The 20,775-nt window shown below is 64.1% G+C and carries 16 protein-coding genes and 2 tRNA genes; 13 read left to right on the top strand and 5 right to left on the bottom strand.

Annotated features, from left to right (window positions below; translation table 11 throughout):
* Window positions 1-12: 12 nt before the first annotated feature.
* Window positions 13-1,371, top strand: a complete 1,359-nt coding sequence (mgtE, locus tag AC1L6K_RS16400; RefSeq protein WP_480949900.1) for a magnesium transporter — start codon at window positions 13-15, stop codon at window positions 1,369-1,371.
* Window positions 1,372-1,486: 115 nt separating this feature from the next.
* Here mgtE and AC1L6K_RS16395 read toward each other — a convergent pair whose 3' ends face one another.
* The 3 genes from AC1L6K_RS16395 to AC1L6K_RS16385 all read right to left on the bottom strand — a co-directional run bounded on the left by AC1L6K_RS16395 (window position 1,487) and on the right by AC1L6K_RS16385 (window position 5,280).
* On the bottom strand, window positions 1,487-2,065 hold the full coding sequence (locus AC1L6K_RS16395; protein WP_480949899.1) for a TetR/AcrR family transcriptional regulator: 579 nt from the start codon (window positions 2,063-2,065) through the stop codon (window positions 1,487-1,489).
* Window positions 2,066-2,146: 81 nt separating this feature from the next.
* Window positions 2,147-4,495, bottom strand: a complete 2,349-nt coding sequence (locus tag AC1L6K_RS16390) for a YhgE/Pip family protein (RefSeq protein ID WP_480949898.1) — start codon at window positions 4,493-4,495, stop codon at window positions 2,147-2,149.
* Entirely contained in the window at window positions 4,495-5,280 is a 786-nt protein-coding gene (locus AC1L6K_RS16385; RefSeq protein WP_480949897.1) for an ATP-binding cassette domain-containing protein, read from the bottom strand. Before AC1L6K_RS16385 ends, AC1L6K_RS16390 begins: the two co-directional genes overlap by 1 nt.
* 376 nt (window positions 5,281-5,656) lie before the next feature.
* Between AC1L6K_RS16385 and dusB the strand changes: the two genes are divergently transcribed.
* Window positions 5,657-6,838 carry a tRNA dihydrouridine synthase DusB gene (gene dusB / locus AC1L6K_RS16380; RefSeq protein WP_480949896.1) on the top strand — a complete coding sequence of 394 codons (1,182 nt, stop codon included), beginning with the start codon at window positions 5,657-5,659 and terminating at the stop codon, window positions 6,836-6,838.
* Window positions 6,839-6,930: 92 nt separating this feature from the next.
* Window positions 6,931-8,205: a deoxyguanosinetriphosphate triphosphohydrolase gene (locus AC1L6K_RS16375; protein ID WP_480949895.1), complete on the top strand. Its 1,275-nt coding sequence runs from the start codon at window positions 6,931-6,933 to the stop codon at window positions 8,203-8,205.
* A 184-nt stretch (window positions 8,206-8,389) separates the two neighbouring features.
* Here the strand turns inward: AC1L6K_RS16375 and AC1L6K_RS16370 are convergent, their stop codons facing one another.
* Window positions 8,390-8,608, bottom strand: coding sequence for a hypothetical protein (locus AC1L6K_RS16370; protein ID WP_480949894.1), 219 nt, complete (start codon window positions 8,606-8,608; stop codon window positions 8,390-8,392).
* Between the two features lie 233 nt (window positions 8,609-8,841).
* On the opposite strand from AC1L6K_RS16370, the gene dnaG reads away from it, so the two are divergent.
* From dnaG to deoC, 9 genes are all read left to right on the top strand, one after another.
* Window positions 8,842-10,860: a DNA primase gene (dnaG, locus tag AC1L6K_RS16365; RefSeq protein ID WP_480949893.1), complete on the top strand. Its 2,019-nt coding sequence runs from the start codon at window positions 8,842-8,844 to the stop codon at window positions 10,858-10,860.
* Window positions 10,861-10,922: 62 nt separating this feature from the next.
* A tRNA-Asn gene (locus AC1L6K_RS16360) sits at window positions 10,923-10,998 on the top strand.
* 129 nt (window positions 10,999-11,127) lie between these two features.
* A tRNA-Asn gene (locus tag AC1L6K_RS16355) sits at window positions 11,128-11,200 on the top strand.
* Window positions 11,201-11,423: 223 nt separating this feature from the next.
* On the top strand, window positions 11,424-12,434 hold the full coding sequence (locus tag AC1L6K_RS16350; RefSeq protein WP_480949892.1) for a LacI family DNA-binding transcriptional regulator: 1,011 nt from the start codon (window positions 11,424-11,426) through the stop codon (window positions 12,432-12,434).
* Window positions 12,435-12,483: 49 nt separating this feature from the next.
* Complete coding sequence (locus tag AC1L6K_RS16345) at window positions 12,484-13,467, top strand: ribokinase (protein ID WP_480949891.1); 984 nt, start codon at window positions 12,484-12,486, stop codon at window positions 13,465-13,467.
* A 49-nt stretch (window positions 13,468-13,516) separates the two neighbouring features.
* Window positions 13,517-13,921, top strand: a complete 405-nt coding sequence (gene rbsD / locus AC1L6K_RS16340) for a D-ribose pyranase (RefSeq protein ID WP_480949890.1) — start codon at window positions 13,517-13,519, stop codon at window positions 13,919-13,921.
* A gap of 1 nt (window position 13,922) precedes the next feature.
* On the top strand, window positions 13,923-15,413 hold the full coding sequence (locus AC1L6K_RS16335; RefSeq protein ID WP_480949889.1) for a sugar ABC transporter ATP-binding protein: 1,491 nt from the start codon (window positions 13,923-13,925) through the stop codon (window positions 15,411-15,413).
* On the top strand, window positions 15,410-17,407 hold the full coding sequence (locus tag AC1L6K_RS16330) for an ABC transporter permease/substrate-binding protein (protein ID WP_480949888.1): 1,998 nt from the start codon (window positions 15,410-15,412) through the stop codon (window positions 17,405-17,407). Before AC1L6K_RS16335 ends, AC1L6K_RS16330 begins: the two co-directional genes overlap by 4 nt.
* Window positions 17,408-17,459: 52 nt before the next feature.
* Window positions 17,460-18,134, top strand: coding sequence for a deoxyribose-phosphate aldolase (deoC, locus tag AC1L6K_RS16325; RefSeq protein ID WP_480949887.1), 675 nt, complete (start codon window positions 17,460-17,462; stop codon window positions 18,132-18,134).
* A 185-nt stretch (window positions 18,135-18,319) separates the two neighbouring features.
* On the opposite strand, the gene AC1L6K_RS16320 is transcribed toward deoC, so the two are convergent.
* Window positions 18,320-19,540, bottom strand: a complete 1,221-nt coding sequence (locus AC1L6K_RS16320; protein WP_480949886.1) for a multidrug effflux MFS transporter — start codon at window positions 19,538-19,540, stop codon at window positions 18,320-18,322.
* A gap of 318 nt (window positions 19,541-19,858) precedes the next feature.
* On the opposite strand from AC1L6K_RS16320, the gene AC1L6K_RS16315 reads away from it, so the two are divergent.
* Window positions 19,859-20,698: a phage holin family protein gene (locus tag AC1L6K_RS16315; protein WP_480949885.1), complete on the top strand. Its 840-nt coding sequence runs from the start codon at window positions 19,859-19,861 to the stop codon at window positions 20,696-20,698.
* Window positions 20,699-20,775: the final 77 nt, after the last annotated feature.

Raw genomic sequence — 20,775 nt, 5'->3', positions numbered from 1 at the left:
GGGAACCGGACCATGATCAAATACCCCGTCCAGACGTTTGAGGACAGCGCCGAACTTCTCGGCCGAGCACTCGGCACCCACGACCTTGCAGGCGTTTCACGTGCCCTGCTGCCGCTGAACGTCTCCGAGACGCTTGAACAATTGGAACGACTGAGCACCATTGAACGGGCCGTGGCATACCGCACCCTGCCCAAGGGCCGTGCCATTGAGGTCTTTGAAGGCCTGGACGCCGCACTGCAGGCAGACCTGGTGTCGGGCCTGCAGGAGGCCGACGTTGCCGAGGTCTTCGCGGAGTTGAGCCCGGATGACCGTGTCGCCCTGCTCGATGAGCTGCCGGCTTCCGTCGCGAACCGCTTGATTTTGGGCCTTGACGAGAAGGAACGGGCGCTCACAAGCACCGTGCTGGGCTACCCGCAAGGTGCTGTGGGACGCTACATGAGCCCCGAATTTGTCACCACCCATCCCCAGCTGAGCGTGCGGGAGACATTCGCCAGGGTGCAGCTGCATTTGGATGATGCTGAAAGCGTGTACACGATTCCCGTCACCGACACCGGCCGGCACCTGGTGGGAGTGGTGTCCCTGCGCGATGTCCTGCGGGCGGACGATTCCGCGCTGGTTGTGGACATCATGAAGAAGCCGTTGAGTTTCTCCGCGACGCAGGATGCGGAGGAGGCTGCCCGGTACTGTGCCGATGCGAAGATTTTGGTGCTGCCCATCGTCGACGCCGAGGACCGGCTCGTCGGCATCTTGACAGTTGACGATGCCCTGCAGATCCTGGAGGATGCCGAAACCGAGGATGCGGCACGCTCCGGCGGCACCGAGCCCCTGCGCCGCCCCTACCTGGCCACCCCCGTTGGCAGCATCGTCCGGGCCAGGGTGGTGTGGCTGCTGGTGCTGGCGCTGGGGGCCACCCTGACGGTCCAGGTGATTGGCGCCTTTGAGGCCACGCTGGAACAGCAGGTGGTGCTCTCATTGTTCATCCCGCTGCTGATCGGCACGGGCGGAAACACCGGCAACCAGGCAGCCACCACGATCACCCGCGCCCTGGCCCTTGGCGACGTCCGCCCGCGCGACGTGTTCAAGGTCTTTGCCCGCGAAATCCGGGTGGGCGCTTTCCTGGGCCTGCTGCTCGGCACCCTCGGGTTCGTCATCGCATCCCTGGCCTTCAGCGTGCCCATCGGCCTGGTCATTGGCCTGACCCTGTTGGGGGTCTGCACCATGGCGGCCAGCATCGGCGGGCTCATGCCGCTGCTGGGCAAGGCCGTCAGGGCGGATCCGGCAGTGTTTTCCAACCCGTTCATCTCAACGTTTGTCGATGCTGCCGGGCTGATCATCTACTTCCTGATCGCCACCAGCATTCTGGGCCTCTGACCCAAAGTTAAAAGTTCGACGGCGGGACGGCACATTCGCAATGAAGGTGCCGTCCCGCCGTCGTCTAGTCCGCCCCGGAAATCGGGGGAGTGGGGAACCGGGGGCAGGGCCGGGGCTAGGCGCCGGCGGCGAGCTTGCCCGAGAACGTGAACAAGATGGCGGCCGACACCTCGGTGACAGGGGTCTCGGGGCTGAAAAGCAGCCATTCCAGCCCGCCGACGAGCGTCGCCCCGAAAATGCCGCCGGCCATCAGCAGCCGGCTGCCCTCGGAGGTGCCTGACGGGACCAGTGGAAGCAGCGCGGCGCCAATTTCCGTCACGGCCTCCCGGCGCAGCACCGACACCGCATCCTGCCAGGCCCTGTCGGTGCGGAAAATCTCAGCCGCCATCATTTTCGCCAGCGGCTGGTTGCCGGCAATCAACGTCAGCATCTCGGTGACCATGGCCTCGATGGCGCCAAAGCCCGCGGCCGACTGCCGGGCCGTGCGCAGCGTCTCGGCGAGCGAACTGACGCCCGTCGTCAGCAGTTCGCCGAACAACTTGTCCTTGGAGGTGAAGTTGTAGTACACGCTGCCCTTGGCCACGCCGGCCCGCTCCGCCACCTCGTCCATGGTCGTGCCCGAAATCCCGTGCAGCGCACCGAGCTCCAGCGCGGCGGCCAGAATGGCTTGTTTGGTGGCTGAGATGCGGGGCACGGTGTTCCTCAGGTTTCTCTTGTGACGGTGGATCCGGGCAAAGACGGGGACGACGGCGGGACGGGGGCCTTGCGCTGCGGGCTACATCTCCAGCTCGGGATGCAGCCTCTTGATGGAGAAGACCCGCTGGCGGCCGGCGCAGAAGGCGCTGACGGCCACGGAGCCCACGGCCAGCAGTGCCAGGAATGCCACCGAGACCCACATCCGGGAGTCTATTCCACCAGTCATCAACTCCCTAAGTCCATTCACAACGTAAGTGGCGGGCATGTACGGGTGCAGCGCCTGGAAGAAGGCCGGCGTGGTTTCCACCGGGTAGGTGCCGCCGGAGGAGCTCAGCTGCAGCATCAGCAGGACAAGGCTGACAACACGCCCCGCCGCCGTGCCAAACACAATGATGAACATTTGCTGCAACGCCAGGAACGCCACGGTTGTCAGATAGATGAACGCGGCCATGGCCACCGGGTACACGGGCTGCAGGTCAAGGCCCCACAGGAGGACGGCCACCATGATGACCACCTGGCCCAGACCAATGGCCAGGGCCGGGAGCAGCCCTGTCATGACGGAGCGCAGGCCGCCGGCACCGGCAGCAAGTGCACGGGTGGGCAGTGCGCGCAGCAGCAGCCAGGAGATCAAGGCGCCAACAAATGTTGCCAGGGCGATGAAGAACGGGGCGAAGCCCTCACCGAAGCTCTTTGACTCATTGGACCATTGCTGGTTGACGGCCACGGGGGCTGCCAGCACCTGCGACTTTTGGTCAAGCAGGGCTGAGGAGTCGTTGGGGACCGCCTGGCCGCCGTCGTTCAGCTTGTCGGTGAGCTCATGGCTGCCGGTGGAGAGCTTGTCGGCCCCCGTGGAGAGTTCGGTGCCGCCCGCGAGCAGCTTGCCCGTGCCGTCCGCGAGGTCAGAGCTGCCGCCGCTGAGGGTGGTGGCGCCGGTGGCCAGGGCCGCGGCGCCGTCCTTGGCGGTGTCGGCACCGGCGGACAGCTGTGCCGCCCCGCCGGAGAGCTGTGCCGCCCCTGCGGCGACGCCGTCAGCACCCACAGTTGCGCTTTGGGCGCCCTGGGCCAGGGCTGCTGCGCCGGTGTTCAGGGCGTCCGCTCCCGCGGAGAGCTTTCCTGCCCCGGCGGCTGCATCGCCGACGCCTGTGGCGAGCGTGCTGACACCGGTGGAAACGTTGGCGGCGCCAGTTGAGAGCTGTGCCGCACCGGCGGCAAGCGGGGTGGTGCCGTCGGCGGAGAGCTGCTGAGCGCCGGCGGCAAGCTGGCCTGCTCCTGTTGCCAGAGGGGTCACTGCCTCCTGCTGGAGCTGCTTCAAGCTGTCAACGAGGGCGCTGGCAGGTGTTCCTGCCGGCAGGCTTTCGGCGCCGGCAATGAGCTTGGCCAGCTGGGCCTCTGTTTGGCTGGCGCCGGCGGCCACGTCCCCGGCACTGCCGGCCAGTGTGGCTGCGGAGCCTGAAATCGTTGATGCGCTCTCCGCGAGGGTGCCTGCGCTGGTGGACAATGCGGCGGCGCCCTCGTCAAGCTTTTGAGCGTCGGGGATCGAATTGGCGAGGGAGGTTGCCAACTCGGAGCTGCCGTCGGCAAGGGTGCTGGTGCCGGCGGCGAGGGATGCTGCGCCGGTGTTGAGTTCAGCCACGCCCCCGGCCAGGGAGCCGGCGCCGGTGGACAGAGTTGAGGCGCCGTCGTTGAGGCTTGCCGCCCCGCCGGCCAGGGTGGTGACACCCGTGGACAGGCTTGTTGCGCCGTCGGCCAGCTGGAACGCGCCGTCCTTGAGGGTCACGGAGCCGGAGGCAAGGTCCTGCATGCCAACGACAAGTTGGCCGGCGCCGTCCTTGGCGCTGTCGATGCCCGAGGTGACCTTGGCGGAACCGTCCGCTGCGGCGCGGAGTCCGTCTCCGGCGTCGTGCAAGCCAACGAGAAGGGCCGAGGAGGCCTGTTCACCGAGCTGGCTGGAGACAGCGTCGCGGACCTGGGCCATGGCCTGCTTGCCCAACACGCTGGAGAGGAAGTTGTTTGAATCGTTGAACTGGACGTCAAGCATGGTTTGCGCCGGGGCGTCGGTGCCGACCGAGACGGCGTTTTTCGAGAAATTGTCCGGGATGGTCATGGCGAAATAGTAGGTCCCGTCGGCCACGCCTTCTGCCGCGGCTGCGGCGCCGGTCTGCTCCCACTTCATGTCCATGCCGGCCATCAGCTTGGAGGCCAGTTCATCGCCGGCATGCACCTGTTCGCCGCCGTTGACAGCGCCCGCATCCTCGTTGACGAGGGCGACCGGCAGCTCGTTCATGTGCTTGTCCGGGGCCTGGAACGCCCAGAGGTACAGGGCGCCGTAAATCAGCGGGATGAACAACATCACCGCGACGGCGATCTTGGGCAGCTTGCCGCGCTTGAAGCGGCTCAGTTCGGTGCCGGAGGATAAAAAGGCAAACATTAAACGGTCTCCTCGATCAATTCGTGCTGTGCTGTTGCTGTCTGTGCCGCCTCTGGTTCCGTCCCGGCCGGTGCTTCGGGGCCGTCCGAACCTTCGGTCCGATCCGGGGCGCCGGTGCCCGCATGGGTGCCGAGTTCGATCGTGCGGGGCTCGATGCCCAGGCCCTCCCACAAGCCGGTGTCCAGCGACGACGCCGAAACCACCACGCTTGTTTCCCCGGCGGCAAGCCAGGCCAGGCGGTCCCAAATGACGGCGCGGGAATCGGTGCTGCGGACCTGTTCCACGTCGTCGACAAACAGCGTTTGCGGGTTGGCCATCATGGCCAGTGCAATGCGGAGCAGGAACATTTGTGTGTCGCTCAGGTCCCAGATGACGGTGGTTGCCTTCGGGATCGGCTCGGCGCCAAAGACGGGGGCGCAAACGTCGGCCACATCGGTATCGCTGAGCTTGCGCACAATGGACCACCACGGTGAGAGCCAGGCGCGGCGTTCGCGCAGCGCGGCGCCAACGGTGACTGACTCTTCGAGGTCGTCGATGCCGGCGAAACCGGCGACGGCGCTGAGCTTTTGCACGGCGCGGAGGCCGCGGGGGAGTTCGTTCCCGCCGACGGTGAGGGTGCCGGCGTCGTGCCTCATGCGGCCGGCCAGGGTGAGCAGCAGGGAGGTTCGGCCGCTGCCGGCGTCGCCCCGCAGCACGCTCAGCCCGCCGCCCAATTCAAAGGTCAGCGGTCCGTAAACAGGGCCCCGCCCTGCTGACAGCGCAAGGTTGTTGGCATCGATCTGCACAGTGGTTCCTTCTCTGGTGGTGATGGTGGTGGTCTGGTGGCCGGGCCGGCCTGGACACAGTTCATGTCTCGTCCGGGACGGGATCCAGCCACAACAAATTCTTTGTACTGACCAGTCAGTTTAGCAATGTTTTGACCATCCACTGCATGCTCACGGGGAGTTGTTTGCTGTGACTTTTTTCACTGCGGCAGTTGCGGGCTTCGTCCGGATCTGTCCCGGAGGGGCCCGGAACAGCCCCGGAACAGGCTGGATCAGCCTCGGATCAGCCTCGGCGGGCCCTGGGGTGGGACCCTTTTTTCGGGAGGGGGAGGGTCGCTGCCGGGAGGTGTCTGGGGGAGCGGGAGCTTAATTTGGCTGGATTTGAGAGAATTGTCTGGTGACTGTTATTGACATCCCCACCAGCGACACCAAACTGGACCTCCCGCCCCTGAAGCTTGGCAACATCACAGTGGAAACCCCTGTGGTGCTTGCCCCCATGGCCGGCATTACAAACACGGCATTCCGCAGGCTGTGCCGCGAGCACGGCGGCGGTGTCTTCGTCTCCGAGATGGTGACGTCCCGTGCCCTCGTTGAGCGGACCCCGGAGTCCATGCGCCTGATCAGCCATGACGAGGATGAGAAGATCCGTTCCGTCCAGCTCTATGGCGTCGACCCTGAGACTGTGGGCAAGGCCGTTCGCATGCTGGTGGAGGAAGATCACGCCGACCACATCGACCTGAACTTCGGCTGCCCCGTGGCCAAGGTGACCCGCCGCGGCGGCGGCGCGGCCCTGCCCTGGAAGCTGGACCTGTTCACCTCGATTGTGCAGACGGCCGTCCGTGAGGCCTCCAAGGGCGGGCTGCCACTGACCATCAAGATGCGCAAGGGCATTGACGAGGACCACCTCACCTATCTTGAGGCAGGGCGCATTGCGCGCGACGCCGGAGTGGCTGCGGTTGCGCTGCATGGCCGCACGGCCAGCCAGTTTTACTCGGGCAAGGCCGACTGGGACGCCATCGCCCGGCTCCGTGAGGTTCTGCCGGACGTGCCCGTGCTGGGTAACGGCGACATCTGGAGCGCCGAGGACGCCATCGCAATGGTGCGCCAGACCGGCGTCGACGGCGTGGTTGTGGGCCGTGGCTGCCAGGGCCGGCCGTGGCTTTTCGCCGACCTGATGGCTGCCTTTGAGGGCAGCGATGAGCGCCACAAGCCCGGCATGGCCGAGGTTTCGGCCGCCGTGTACCGCCACGCGGAGCTTCTGGTTGACACCTTTGACGACGAAAACAAGGCCCTGCGCGACATTCGCAAGCACATGGCCTGGTACTTCAAGGGTTACGTGGTGGGCGGGGAATTGCGCGCCCAGCTCGCCTCCGTCCCCACCCTTGAGGTGTTGCGCGGACTCCTTGACCAGCTCGACTTGTCGGGGGAGTATCCCGGAGTCGACGCCGAGGGGCCCCGCGGCCGCGCCGGTACGCCCAAGCGCACGGCCCTGCCCGCAGGCTGGCTGGAGCACCGCACCCTGAGCGGATCGCAAAAAGTTGAATTGGTCGGCGCGGAACTGGACGTCTCCGGAGGCTAACGGCTCCCGTCCCGCGCTCTCGCGGGGGTGGGGCGTCGTGGTTGTGGACAGCCTGCATCGGCCCTCGCCGAATTGGCCCTAAACTAGGGGTTATGTCCACCGAAATGCAGCCAGTGTACTTGCCCCATGACCAGCAGCGGTGGGTGCAGGAAGCGCCCAAGACCAGCTTCCGCAGCGTGTTTGAACGTGACAGGGCCAGGGTGCTGCATTCGTCGGCGCTGCGCCGACTGGGCGCCAAGACCCAGGTTGTTGCCCCCGACACCGACGACTTCGTCCGGACCCGCCTGACCCACAGCCTGGAAGTGGCGCAGATTGGCCGCGAACTGGGGCGGACGCTGGGCTGCGACCCCGACGTCGTGGACACGGCCTGCCTGGCCCACGACCTCGGCCACCCGCCCTTTGGCCACAACGGCGAATCCGTCCTCAATGACCTCTCCCACACCATCGGCGGGTTCGAGGGCAATGCCCAGACGCTGCGGCTGCTGACCCGGCTGGAATCCAAGGTGCTGACGGCCGACGGCGGATCAGCCGGGCTGAACCTGACCCGGGCCTCCCTTGACGCGTCGTCGAAATACCCGTGGCTGGCCCAGGATGCGCCCTTGATTGACGGGTTGCGGACCAGCAAGTTTGGCGCCTACACAGATGACCTCCCCGTGTTCGAGTGGCTGCGTGAAGGCGCCCCTGCCGGCAAGACCTGCATCGAGGCGCAGGTGATGGATCTGGCCGACGACATTTCGTATTCGGTCCATGACGTGGAGGACGCCATCGTTGCCGGCCATGTGCAGCTGAAGTGGCTGGCCAACCAGGACCAGCGCAAGCGCGTCCTGGGCTACACCCGGCAGTGGTATTTGCCCACGGTTGACACCGCCGAGATCGATGCTGCCCTGCACCGGCTCGAGGCCGCCGACGTGTGGGTGCGCCACGCCGACGGCAGCCGGCGTTCCATGGCGGCCCTGAAGGACATGACCAGCCAGCTGATCGGCCGCTTTTGCCAGAGTGCAGTCGGAGCAACCCAGGCCGTCTCCGGCACTGGCCGGCTGGCACGGTACGCCGCCGACGTCGTCGTGCCGCACGAAACCATGCTGGAAATCGCCGTCATGAAGGGCCTGGCCACCACCTTTGTCATGACCACCGACCACCGCCAGCCCATCTACCAGCGCCAGCAGGACGTGCTCAGTGAGCTGGTCGCCGTGCTCAGCGCCACCGGAGACGCCCACCTGGAGACCATGTTTGCCGCGGATTGGCGGGACGCGGACGACGACGACGCCCGGCTTCGCGTGGTCATCGACCAGATTGCCTCGCTCACCGATGTATCGGCACTTGCGCTGCACGAACGCCTGGTGGGGACCGAGCGCACGCTGTTGTAGCCGGACGCCGCCCTCACTGCGGTCCGGTCTGCGCCGCCCAGCGGGGACGAATAAAACCCTGCCAGGGACAACGGGTCCGGGCAGTCAATCACGAGGTGGTGCAGGCGCCCGATCATGCCGCCGAGACTACCACCGTGCGCATTACCAGGCCATGGCTGCCGCAGGGAAGGGCGGCCGCGGGGTGCTACATGCCCGAGCCGTAGCCCTGCATCATTGTCGTGAGCATTTCCAGCTGCTCGGGACTGGCCACGTTGTAGAAAACGGCGGTTGCGCCGGTCAATACGGCGGTGATACCCACCGTGGCGGCACAAACGACGGCGATCAACTTGGTGTCGTCGCTGATCCACGGGCGGCGGACTGTCGGGATGTCAGTGCTGATTGAATTGGGCGTGGTGGTTGTCATGGGGGCCTCCCGGCAGTGCGCGAAATTATGAATTGGGTTCACCCGTACGGTCTTTGCGACTGTGTTTGTGCAGGTGTGTCCGCGCCATTGGGGGCACTTGAAGCCTACCTCTCAAGCGCATTCAGGAGCCCTTGCCGGCAGCGATTGCGACAGTGATTCCTGCCACCAGTGAGTTCTCCACAGATAGGGGCACGAGTGGCTCCGGAGAAAAATATGTCACGTAAACTGGCCGTGTGGCCGGGCTAATTAAACGAGAAGACATTGACGAGGTGCGCACGCGCACCGATCTCAAGGAAATTGTTGACGCCTACGTCACCTTGAAATCAGCCGGAATCGGCTCCTACAAAGGACTTTGCCCCTTCCATGACGAGCGCAGCCCCTCATTCCACGTCCGCCCCCAAATGGGCTACTTCCATTGTTTCGGCTGCCAGGAGAGCGGCGATGTGATCTCGTTCATCCAGAAAATGGATCACATTTCATTTTCCGAAGCTGTGGAGAAACTGGCCGGACGCATCGGCTATGAATTGCGTTACGAAGATGGCGGGACAGGCCCGCGCCGCGAAGACATCGGCCGGCGCCAGCGACTCCTGGACGCACACAAGATTGCCGGCGAGTTTTTCCGTGAGCAGCTGCTCACGCCGGCCGGTGCCACCGGTCGCCAGTTCCTGTCCGAGCGCGGCTTTGACCGTGAGGCGGCGGAGCGGTTTGGTGTTGGCTTCGCCCCCCAGGGCTGGGATGCACTGCTCAAGCACCTTACGGGCAAGGGCTTCCCCCAAGAAGAACTGAAACTGACGGGCATGTTCTCCGAAGGCAACCGTGGGATCTACGACCGCTTTCGCGGCCGGCTTATGTGGCCGATCCGTGACATTGCCGGGGACACCGTGGGTTTTGGTGCCCGGAAGCTCTTTGAGGACGACCAGGGGCCCAAATACCTCAACACCCCGGAAACCACTCTCTACAAGAAATCCCAGGTCCTTTACGGCATCGACCTGGCCAAGCGAAACATCGCCTCGAAGCGCCAGCTTGTGGTGGTCGAGGGCTATACCGACGTCATGGCCTGCCACCTTGCCGGTGTTGACACGGCAGTGGCCACCTGCGGCACAGCGTTCGGCGCCGAGCACATCAAGGTCGCCAGGCGGCTGCTGTCCGACGACGGCACTGGCGGCGAAGTCGTGTTTACCTTCGACGGCGACGCAGCCGGGCAAAAGGCGGCGCTGAAGGCCTTCGACGAGGACCAGCGCTTTACGGCGCAGACGTTTGTGTCCGTGGAGCCGTCAGGGGCCGACCCCTGCGAACTGCGCCAGCGCAAGGGTGACGAGGCCGTCCATGCATTGATCCGTTCCCGCCGGCCACTGTTTGAATTTGCCATCCGCTCCACCCTTGCCAAGTTTGACTTGAGCACTGTGGAGGGGCGGGTCAGCGGGCTGCGGGCCTCGGCCCCGGTGGTGGCCGCCATTCGCGACGGGTCGACCCGGATGGGGTACAGCCAGGAGCTTGCCGGCTGGCTCGGGATGGCCGATCCGGACGAGGTGCTGCGTGCGGTGAGAACCGCCGAGCGGCGCCTGCGCAGTCAACCCGAAGCCAACGGCCAGCAGCACGGACAGGGGCGTTCCGGCGTCGGGCATCAGGGCGGCCACCAGGGAGGCCAGCAATCCGGGCTGCACGCCGGAAATACTGCCGGGCGCCAGCAGGGCTCCCCGGCCCACGCTTCTCCGCGGGCTGAACCGATTCCGGAGCAGGGCGGGGCGGCACAGCACCCGGAAGTACGCCCGACGATTGCCCGGCCCGACCCGCGTGACCCCAAGGGGCGCATGGAACGCGAGGCGCTGGAAGTGGTTTTGCAGCATCCGGGGTTTTTGACGGCAGGCAACTGGCAGCACTTTGGTGCCACCGAATTTGTCGTGCCGGCGTACCGGGCTGTCCAGCAGGGCCTTGCACTGGCGGGGGAGTCGGCGGTGGCGTCGTCGCAGTGGCTTGAGGCTGTGCGGGCCAATGTGCCACAGGAGCTGGAGTCGCTGGTTGCGGAGCTGGCCCTGAGCCCCCTGCCGGCAACACGGGAAGACACCTTGACGCGCTATTGCCGTGACATCCTGAACCGACTTTTTGAACTGCAGATCACGCGGCTCAAGGAAGAACGGCTGGGGGCGTTGCAGCGCATGGATCCGGCTGTGGATCCGGAGAGCTACCAGCTTTTGCAGCGCGAGCTGATGGAGTTGGAAACGGCCCGCAGGCAGCTTCGCGGAGACGGTTAGCGGGGCAGGAACGGCCCGATTTCACAACCGGGCAAGGCTTTGTTATTGTTGTTCCTGCACGATCCCCTATAGCTCAATTGGCAGAGCGTTCGACTGTTAATCGAAAGGTTCCTGGTTCAAGTCCAGGTGGGGGAGCCAAGACAAAATTGTCTCCGGTCCAGTTGTGGGCCGGAGACAATTATTGTGTTGGGTGTGCAGGAACAATCGGTTGTCTTGGCTGCCGTGAAATCCTGCCACTATTTCCTGATAGGATTTAGTTTGCCTCATTCCCCTATAGCTCAATTGGCAGAGCGTTCGACTGTTAATCGAAAGGTTCCTGGTTCAAGTCCAGGTGGGGGAGCTTTTCAATAAAAGAACCCCACACTCACCATGAGTGTGGGGTTCTTTGCATTGCGCCCGCATTGCCAACCCCCGCCTGACCCACAACTGGTGGTTGCGATTCCAACTGAAAACGTTTACAGTAATTCAAGTGGCACGTGATGGTGCTCACGAATGAAATCGGGAACCCACGAAAGTTCCCGGCAGCGACGACGCCCCACCCGACTCAAAGGAGAGCGCACGACATGGCAAACATCCACGATGTTGCGCAACTCGCAGGCGTCTCGATCGCCACCGTTTCACGCATGTTGTCGGGCGAAAACATCCGCAACCGCAGCGCCGTGGAGCAAGCCATCGCCGAACTCGGCTACCGGCCGAACGCCAGCGCCCGAGGACTCCGCCTGGGCCGCCACCACACCATCGCCGTGGTTGTCCCGGACATTGCCAACCCCTATTTCGCCACACTGGTTCGCGGCATTGAGGAAAGGGTGATGACCAAGGGCTTCCGGATCATCGTCGCCAGCAGCGACGAGCAGTTCGCCGCTGAAACCGAAGTGTTGGGCGGGCTCATTGACGCCGTCGACGCGGTCGCCATTGTGCCGGCCGAGTCGAGCGGGCGCACCCACCGAATGCTGGCCGCGCTCGGCAAGCCGGTGGTGCTCATCGACCGCACCGTGGGCGAGAATCCGGAATTCGACCTTGTCCACGTGGACAATGCCGGCGGTGCACGCATGGCGGCGGAATACCTCCTCTCACTGGGACACCGCCGCATCGGCATCATCAGCGGCCGGCAGGAAACACTTCCGGGCCAGGTCAGGCACACGGCGTTTGTGGAAGCACTTGCCGCCGCGGGTGTTGAAATCAACGCCGAGGACATCAAGATCGGTGAGTTCACGAGGGAATTTGGCAGACGTGCCGCCTGCGAACTCATGGAGTCGGGCACCCAGATCACCGCGTTGTTTGTCGGCAACAACACGATGGCCCAAGGCGCCCTGCTGTCCTTCCACGAGGGCGGGGTGTCCATTCCGGAACAGCTGTCCTTCCTCTGCTTTGACGATTTCGATCTCGCGGAGCTCCTGCCTGCGCCCGTCACCGTCATCTCGCGTCCTGCCATCGCGGAGGGCCACGCGGCAGCCGACCTGCTGCTGGTGCGCATCGGGGAGACAGACACCAGCGCACCTGAGGCATTCCGGCACATGGTGCTGCCGGTGGAGCTGACAGTCCGCCAATCCTGCTCCGCCCCCGCAGTTCCCTGACCCAAACCACAGACTTTACGAACACATTCCAAAGACTTAAGGAACCCCCATGACGATCATTGTGCCCAAAACCGCTGTGCCCAGAACCGGGAGCGTCCTGGTAATCGGCAGCATCACCTGCGACCTCACAAGCTTTAGCGAACGGCTGCCGCAGCCGGGTGAAACCGTGCTCGGCAACAGCTTCACAATGGTGCTTGGCGGCAAGGGTGCCAACCAGGCACTCGCTGCAGCACGCGCCGGCAGCGACGTTTCACTGATTGGCAGCGTCGGAAATGACTCGTTCAGCGAACTGGTGCTCGGCACCCTGGCCGAGGAACACATCAATACCGACCATGTGCTTCGCGGCGAGGGGCCGACCGGGATTGCCCACATCAGGGTGGACGCCTCTGCGGAAAACGACATTGTCATGATCCCGCTCGCCAACACCCTGCTCAGCCCCGAACATGTACGGGAATCACTGGCAACGCCGGGACTGGACGCGGCCGTGGCCTTGATCCAGCTTGAAATCCCGCACGACGCCGCGCTCGAAGCGGCCAAGGGCTGCAAAGCCCGTGGCATCACAGTTGTCCTGGATCCGGCGCCCGCCCCTGAGGTTCCCCTCAGCGAGGAATTCTGGGCGCACGTGGACATCGTCACACCCAACGAGACTGAAGCCCGGCTCATGACCGGGATCAGTGTCACGGACGAGGAATCGGCGGCCGAGGCCGGGCGCTGGTTCACCGACCGCGGTGTCACCCGCGCCGTGGTGACCCTCGCCGGGTCGGGCGCAGTCGTCGTCGAACGTCTCGGCGGCAAGAACGACAAAACGACCCAGATGACCCTCTGCAAGCCGTTCCAGGTGACAGCTGTCGACACCACTGCCGCCGGGGATGCCTTTGCCGGCACCCTGGGCAGCGCCCTGGCCGAGGGGCTCGACTGGGACGTGGCCCTGCGCCGTGCCATGGCGGGGGGCGCCCTGGCCGTCACGGTGGCAGGAGCCAGTCCCAGCCTTCCGCACCGCGACACCGTCGACCAATTCCTGGCCCACAAATAAGCCCACCGGCATCCAACCACCCATCCCTCTACAAAGCAGTGGAGCAATAATGCGAAAAAACAACGGCACCCTCAACCCGGCACTGTCCCGGGTGATCTCCGAACTCGGCCACACAGATGAACTTGTGGTCACCGATGCCGGCCTGCCCATCCCCGACGGAGTGGAACGCATCGACTTGGCCCTGACCGCCAATGTGCCCGAATTTCTCCAATGCCTTGACGTAGTCTTGGCCGAGGCACACGTGGAAGGGGCCGTGGCGGCCAGCGAAATCGCCACACACAGCCCCGAGCTCTACACCGCATTGCGCGACCGCCTCGACCGGCACAACATCCCCCTCGAACTGGTGCCCCACACTGACTTCAAGGCGCGCACCAGAAACGCCAAGGCCGCTGTCCGCTCCGGAGAATTCACCTCCTACGCCAACGTGATTCTCGTTGCCGGGGTGGTGTACTGACATGGCCATTTCACTGAGCGGCATCACCAAGTCCTTTGGGCCCAACCGTGTCCTGCGCGGCATCGAGCTGAGCATTGAACCGGGCGAGATTGTCTCACTGGTGGGCGAAAACGGCGCCGGCAAGTCAACCCTGACACGCATCATCGCCGGCGCGTACCGGCCGGATGCCGGCCAAATCATGATTGACGGCGCGGTCCGCAACTACCACGTCCCCCAGGACGCCATGGCCGACGGCATCCAAGTCATCTACCAGGAACTGCGCAACAACCTCTTCCCACAGCTGGACGTCGCCTCAAACATCTTCGCCCACGACGGCACCAGCGAATTTGGCCGCTTCTTCGTCAACAAGGACAAGATGCACCGGCGCGCTGCCGAGCTGCTCACCCAGGTGGGGATCGACGTCGACACCCGCCTTCCGGTGGGCCGGCTCAGTTTCGGGGAACAGCAGCTGGTCCAGATTGCCCGCTGCCTGAACCACTCGGTGCGCCTGCTGATCCTGGATGAGCCGACGGCCGCCCTGGACGAGCGGGAATCGGAGCTGCTGTTCACACAGGTGCGCAAGCTGCAGGCTGCCGGTGTGTCCATCATCTACATCAGCCACCGCCTGCCCGAGGTGTTTGCGCTCTCCGACAGGATTGTGGTCATGCGCGACGGCCTGGTCTCGCTGAGCGGGAAGCCGGCGGAGCTGACCGAACAAAGCGTCGTCGCGGCCATGGTGGGAGGCGAAGTGGAGAACTTCTACCCGAAGGAACACCACACCACCGACCGGGTCCGACTGGATGTGCAGGAACTGCGCGGACCTGGCGTCAACGGCGTCTCCTTTCAGGTCCATGCCGGCGAGGTGCTGGGCATCGGCGGCGTCATGGGAAGCGGAAAGGGGGACGTCCTCCGTGCCCTGTACGGTCTGCACGATTCCAGCGGCACCGTGCAGCTTGACGGCAAGGAAATCACCCTGAACTCACCCAAGCAGGCCATTGCCGCCGGCATCGCCTACCTCACCCCGGACCGGCAGGCGGAAGGGCTGACACTTGCCCAGCCCATCTCGCACAACGAATCGCTGGCCACCCTCGCAGGCATCACGCAAAGCGGGGTGGTGTCCCGCAAACAGGAACGGGAACGAAGCCAGGAAATATCCACCCGGCTGAGCATCAAGTGCAACAGCATCGATGACGCGGTGGGAACCCTCTCCGGCGGCAACCAGCAGAAAGTCCTGCTGGCCCGGTGCCTCTTGAGCAACCCCGCCATCTTGTTGATGGAGGAGCCCACCCGCGGGGTGGACGTGGGTGCCAAGGCAGAAATCTATTCGATCATCAACGACGTCGCTGCCCATGGGGTGGCCGTTGTCCTTGTTTCCTCCGACCTTCCCGAACTAGTTGAAATGTCAGACCGCGTCCTGGTCATGCGGGAGGGCAGCATCAACGCCGAACTGTCAGCCCCCGACTTGACCCAACAGGCCGTCCTTGAACACGCAATGGAGACCCTAGCCCGATGAAAAAAATATCCCTTTTCAACGATCAGCTGCGTGCTGTGTGGATGTTGGCGCTGGTTGCCATCGCATTGGTTTTCGCCACGCCACTGTTCCTGCAGTCCGCCAACATGCTCAATATCCTGCTGACGGCGGCAGTCGTTGCCCTCGTCGCCGCAGGACAGACCTACGTCATCATCCTGGCTGAAATCGACCTTTCCGTCGGCGCTGTGCTGGGCTTCAGCGCCATCATCACCGCGTCGGTGATGAGCGACCACGGCCCCGTGGCCGGTCTTGCGGCCGGCCTGCTCGTGGGCGCCCTGGCCGGTGCCATCAACGGACTGTTGGTCACCAAGACCAGGATGCCGTCGTTTATTGCCACCTTGGCCACCATGTCCATTTTTGCCGGATTGACCCTGCAATTTTCCCAGGGCAATCCGATCAAGGTCACCAGCGAGGCATTCCTGGCACTTGGCCAGGGAAACCTGTTGGGCATTCCCACCCCGATTTGGATCATGCTCGGAGCCACAGTGCTCTTTGGCTTCATCCTGGCCCGTACGCGTTACGGCCGTGAACTGTACGCCACAGGCGACAATGAAGACGCTGCCCGCCTCGCCGGCATCAACACCACCAAGGTGAAGATCATGGCGTTCATGATCTCCGGCGTACTGGCGGCCGTGGCAGGCTTCATCCTGACCGCCCGCCTCGGCACCGCCCAGCCCACGGCCGGCAGCGGCCTTGAGCTCTCCGCCATTGCAGCAGTCATCATCGGCGGCACAAGCCTTGCCGGTGGCCGCGGGGCCCTGCTGGGCACCGTCGTCGGCGCCGTCCTGCTGTCCATGATCGACAACGGACTGAACCTGCTCAACGTCTCCCCGTTCCTGCAGGGCGTCGTCAAGGGCGCCGTCATCTTGTTCGCCGTCTACATCGACAGGAACTCCGGGGTGCTCATGCGGATCTTCCGCCAGCCGCCACCATCGGGAAGCAAGCCTGCCGGCAGTTCCAAGGCTGCCGGCGCCTTGGAACTGGGCGCGAGGGCGCGCACACCACAAATTGCCGCCGTCACGATATTGGCCTTGTTGGTGGCTGGCGCCGGAGTGACAACAGCGGTTCGTGCCAACGATGACGGCGCTGCGGACTCCGATAAATCGGCAACCCTTGTCATCTCCACCCTGAACAACCCCTTCTTTGTTTCGGTGGCCGACGGGGCCAAGAGCGAGGCCGCCAAGCTGGGCCTGTCCATGGACGTCCAAAACGCCAACAACGATGACACCCAGTCGTTGAACCAGGCCACCACGGCCCTGGTGAAGAAACCCAGCGTGCTGGTCCTGGACCCCACCTCCAGCGAGGCCGGCGGCTCAATCACCATCCAGGCCAACCAGGCCAATGTTCCTGTGGTCGCCTTCGACCGGGTGCCGGACCAGGGCACCTTGGCAGCTTTCATTGGCTACGATGCCATCCAGGCAGGCCGCAACGGGGCCAAGGCGTTGTGCGAAGCCATGGGCGGGTCCGGCAAGGCAGCTGAACTACAGGGCATCTCGGGGACCAGTGTCGCCCGCGACCGTTCTGCCGGCTTCCAGGAAGGCATGAAGGCCTGCCCCGGCGTCGAGCTCGTTACAGTCCAGTCCGGAGACTTTGACCGGGGCAAGTCCCTGGACGTAACCACCAACATGCTCCAGGCAAATCCGGCCATTACAGGCATCTACGGCGCCAACGATGAAATGGCACTCGGAGCCGTGGCGGCGGCAAAGTCCAGCGGGTTGCTGGATTCGATCAAGATCGTCGGAAACGACGGCATCGGGGACGCGCTGGACGCCGTTCGGAACGGTGAAATGTATGCAACGAACGCAGAGTCACCGTTTGCCCTGGGCCAGGAAGTCATCAAGATCAGCCACACCGTGGCCGCCGGGGAAACCGTCGAAGAATCCACTGTCTTGGACGGGCAGCTTGTCACCGGTGCCACGGTTGGGGAATTCTGCGACTACCTCCGCGGACTCGGCGATCAGGCCACCTGCAAGTAGCCAGGCCGGCCCCCCTGTTCCACACACAACTTAAACACCCTCGAACACAAGGATGAACATGACGAAACTGACCCCGGAATTGCTGGCCACGATGGTTGACCACACGTTCCTGCAGTCCACTGGAACTCAGGCCGACGCCGAGTCGGCCGCGGCAGCTGCTGCGCGGCTCGGCGCCTATTCGGTGTGCGTCTCGCCGTCGATGCTGCCGCTGTCCACACCCACAGTAAAAGTTGCTGCCGTGTGCGGGTTCCCCAGCGGCAAGCACCACAGCCGAATCAAGGCCGCCGAAGCGGGCGCTGCTGTGCAGGATGGTGCTGATGAGATCGACATGGTCATCGATGTTGGCGCAGCAATTGCCGGCAACTATGATGCCGTGCACGCCGACATTGCAGCCGTTCGCGCTGCCGTGCCGGCACCCACCGTCCTGAAAGTCATTTTGGAGACGGCCGCACTGACCGACGAACAAATCGTGCGGTGCTGTGAGATTGCCGAAAGCTGCGGCGCAGATTTCGTCAAGACCTCCACTGGATTTCACCCGGCAGGCGGCGCGACCGTCCACGCCGTCGGACTCATGGCCAAAACAGTTGGCCCGCGGGTAGGCGTCAAGGCCTCCGGCGGCATCCGTGACTGGGCCACGGCCCAGGCCATGGTTGATGCCGGTGCCACCCGGCTGGGCCTGTCGGGCACGGAAGCAGTCCTGCAGGGCGGCACGTCCACCGGCTACTAGCCGACTGGTCCCGGACAAATAAATGCCGCAATCCCCGTTTCGGCGGGGATTGCGGCATTTAATGCGAAGCGACGGCTGCAGCAGGGTTTTCGGCCACCAGGGCGACCCGGGCCTTCCTGGCGGGCGGGCCCACCAGGCGGGGCACCGGAGTGGCCCGGGCGGAACCCTGTAGGAGGACAGCCGCCTTAGAGCTTGGGGACTGTCTTGGGGCGGACGATGAGCCAGAGTGCCGCCATGGCCAGCAGTATTGAGCAACCCATGATCAGTGCCATGGGGGTCGCCGTTTTCACGCCGATGATGCCCACCACGGGCGTAATGAGACCGGCAAACCCAAAGGTGGTCGCGCCAAGTAGGGACGCTGCCGTTCCTGCCTGCCGGCCGTTGCGGGCCAAGCCCAGGACCTGCACTGAGGGGAACAGGAATCCGGTGGCGCAGATGAAGAACCACAGCGGGATGATCACGCCCCACAAGCCAAAGCCCAGCTGGTCGAAAATAATCATCGTCGCGGCCGCGGCAACCTGCACAACCGTGGCCCACGCGATGACCCACTGCGGCCCTGTGCGGCGCATGATGCGCGCCGCCAACTGGACACCCGTCACCACACCCAAGGAGTTCACCGCGAACAAGTAGCCGTACTCCTGCGGCGTGAAGCCATAAGTGGTTTGAAACAGGAATGTGGACGCCGAGAGGTAGGTGAACAGTGCGGCAAAGTTCAGTCCGCCCACCAACAGGGTGCCGACAAATATCCTGTCGCTAAAGACTGCCCGATACCTGTCGGCGACGCTCTCGCCGTCGAACTTGCGCCGTTCAGGGGGCAGGGTCTCGACGATGAAAACAAAGGCGGCGACGACAACCAGCGCACCGTAGGCGGCGAGGAACCAGAAAATGCCGGGCCAGTCCATGATGCCCAACAGCTGTGAGCCGATCACCGGGGCCAGGATCGGGGCCATGCCGTTCACCAGCGCCATGCGCGAGAGCATCTTGACCAACTGGTAGCCGCCAAAAAGGTCGCGGACCATGGCCATTGCCACCACGCCGCCGCCTGCCGCACCAACGCCCTGCAGCACACGGAACACGCCCAGCATGGTGATGTCCGTTGACATGGCCGCACCGACGGACGCGCCCACGTGCAGGGCGGTCGCCAGAATCAGCGGCATCCGGCGCCCGAACTTGTCGCTGAAGGGGCCAATCACCAGCTGCCCGGCCGCGAAGCCGATGGTGGTGGCGGTAAGGGTGAGCTGGACGGCGGTGGCGCTGACGCCCAGCTCGTGCCCAATAATGGGGAAGGCCGGCAGATACAGGTCAATGGTGAACGGCCCCAGGGCCGTCAGCAGGCCCAGCACCAAAACGTAGATCAGCTTTTGTCGACGGGACAGGGCATCGCCTGGGTGAGCGGTGGTGGTCAAGACAGGAATCCTCAAGAATGGTAGTGCGCGCAGGTACGAGCCAGCCGCAGAAAAGGACCGCTCAATGGTTCATGCTATGTGTTTTTTCAGCATGGGATTGACGACGCCGTAACTTAGTTTCGCTGCCCCAGCGGAACAACACCACTGCCTGCTTTACTATTCCGCAACAATGCCCCGGCAAGGCAGGGCCCGCAGAGGGCAGGATGGATGGTAATTTTGACATTACGGTAGTGCCGCCGCAAGGAGGCACTACAAAGATTTCGGGTTCGCGCGGTACTTTCAGAGACTGCACGGGCCCTCATTTTGGAGGCGGTCTCAGTGACAGACGGGCAAAAGGACGTGCATGTTGCGGCGGATGAACACCCGAAGGCCCATGGATCGGTTCTGGTGGAAGCGGTAAAAACTGTTTCGCGCCTGGTCCCGCGCCAGATCAACGATGAAATTGCGTTGGCCAAGCTCGAACTCGAACACAAAAAATCCCGTGTGAGCGGTGTGGCAATCTTTGCCGCACTGGCCCTGGTGTTCGTGGTTCTGCTGGTCATTGCACTCGTGGTGGCCGCCATTGCCGGACTGGGCACGATCATGCCTTTGTGGCTGTCGGCATTGATTGTCAGCGCCGCACTGCTCCTGCTCATTGGCATCAGCGGACTGGTCGGATACAGGAAATTCAAGAGCTTGCTGCCACTGCTGCCTGAACACGCATGGCGGGGACTTCGCCACGACCTGGGCATTGCCAAGGAGGGCCGTGACTTTGATCCGGCCACCCTCGATCCCGAGCCATTGACTCGTGAGCAGAAGAAGGAGGCCAAGGCCGAGGCGGAGGAAGCCAAGTCGAAGGCCGCCGCGGAGCGCGCAGCCAAGGAAGCCGAACAGGGTCCCAAGGCCAACACCACCGAGCTCATCAAACGCACCACTGCACGCCGCGAGCATCTGCTGGTCCTGCGTGAAGAACTCGTGGCCGAAGCCGACGTCAAGAAGCAAACCACGCACCTGCTTGACACCGCCAAGCACAGGGCCAGGGAATCTGCCAACCAAGCAGCCGCCGGTGCAGCGGGAGAGGCACTTGACACTGTCAAGGAACGCTGGAAGCCGTTGGCCGTGTTTGCCGTGTCGGCCAGCGCATGCGTGCTGTTGTTGCGAAAGTTGTTGAAGAAATAATTCCACCAAGCATCGTTGCCATGATCTGCGGGAGCCCTGTTGCGGGCCGCAGCATAAACACCAGGGGAGGTGACTGA

It is taken from the genome of Specibacter sp. BI4 (assembly GCF_056680095.1).
Note: the sequence above shows the minus strand (reverse complement) of the source record. Positions and strands in the feature narration are given on the sequence as shown.

Coding starts and splice junctions, on each gene's coding strand:
- AC1L6K_RS16390 (WP_480949898.1), bottom strand. CDS start 4,495: ATGTTTGCCTTTTTATCCTCCGGCACCGAACTGAGCCGCTTCAAGCGC.
- AC1L6K_RS16335 (WP_480949889.1), top strand. CDS start 13,923: ATGGCCATTTCACTGAGCGGCATCACCAAGTCCTTTGGGCCCAACCGT.
- AC1L6K_RS16330 (WP_480949888.1), top strand. CDS start 15,410: ATGAAAAAAATATCCCTTTTCAACGATCAGCTGCGTGCTGTGTGGATG.
- deoC (WP_480949887.1), top strand. CDS start 17,460: ATGAACATGACGAAACTGACCCCGGAATTGCTGGCCACGATGGTTGAC.
- mgtE (WP_480949900.1), top strand. CDS start 13: ATGATCAAATACCCCGTCCAGACGTTTGAGGACAGCGCCGAACTTCTC.
- AC1L6K_RS16350 (WP_480949892.1), top strand. CDS start 11,424: ATGGCAAACATCCACGATGTTGCGCAACTCGCAGGCGTCTCGATCGCC.
- rbsD (WP_480949890.1), top strand. CDS start 13,517: ATGCGAAAAAACAACGGCACCCTCAACCCGGCACTGTCCCGGGTGATC.
- AC1L6K_RS16370 (WP_480949894.1), bottom strand. CDS start 8,608: ATGACAACCACCACGCCCAATTCAATCAGCACTGACATCCCGACAGTC.
- AC1L6K_RS16345 (WP_480949891.1), top strand. CDS start 12,484: ATGACGATCATTGTGCCCAAAACCGCTGTGCCCAGAACCGGGAGCGTC.
- AC1L6K_RS16375 (WP_480949895.1), top strand. CDS start 6,931: ATGTCCACCGAAATGCAGCCAGTGTACTTGCCCCATGACCAGCAGCGG.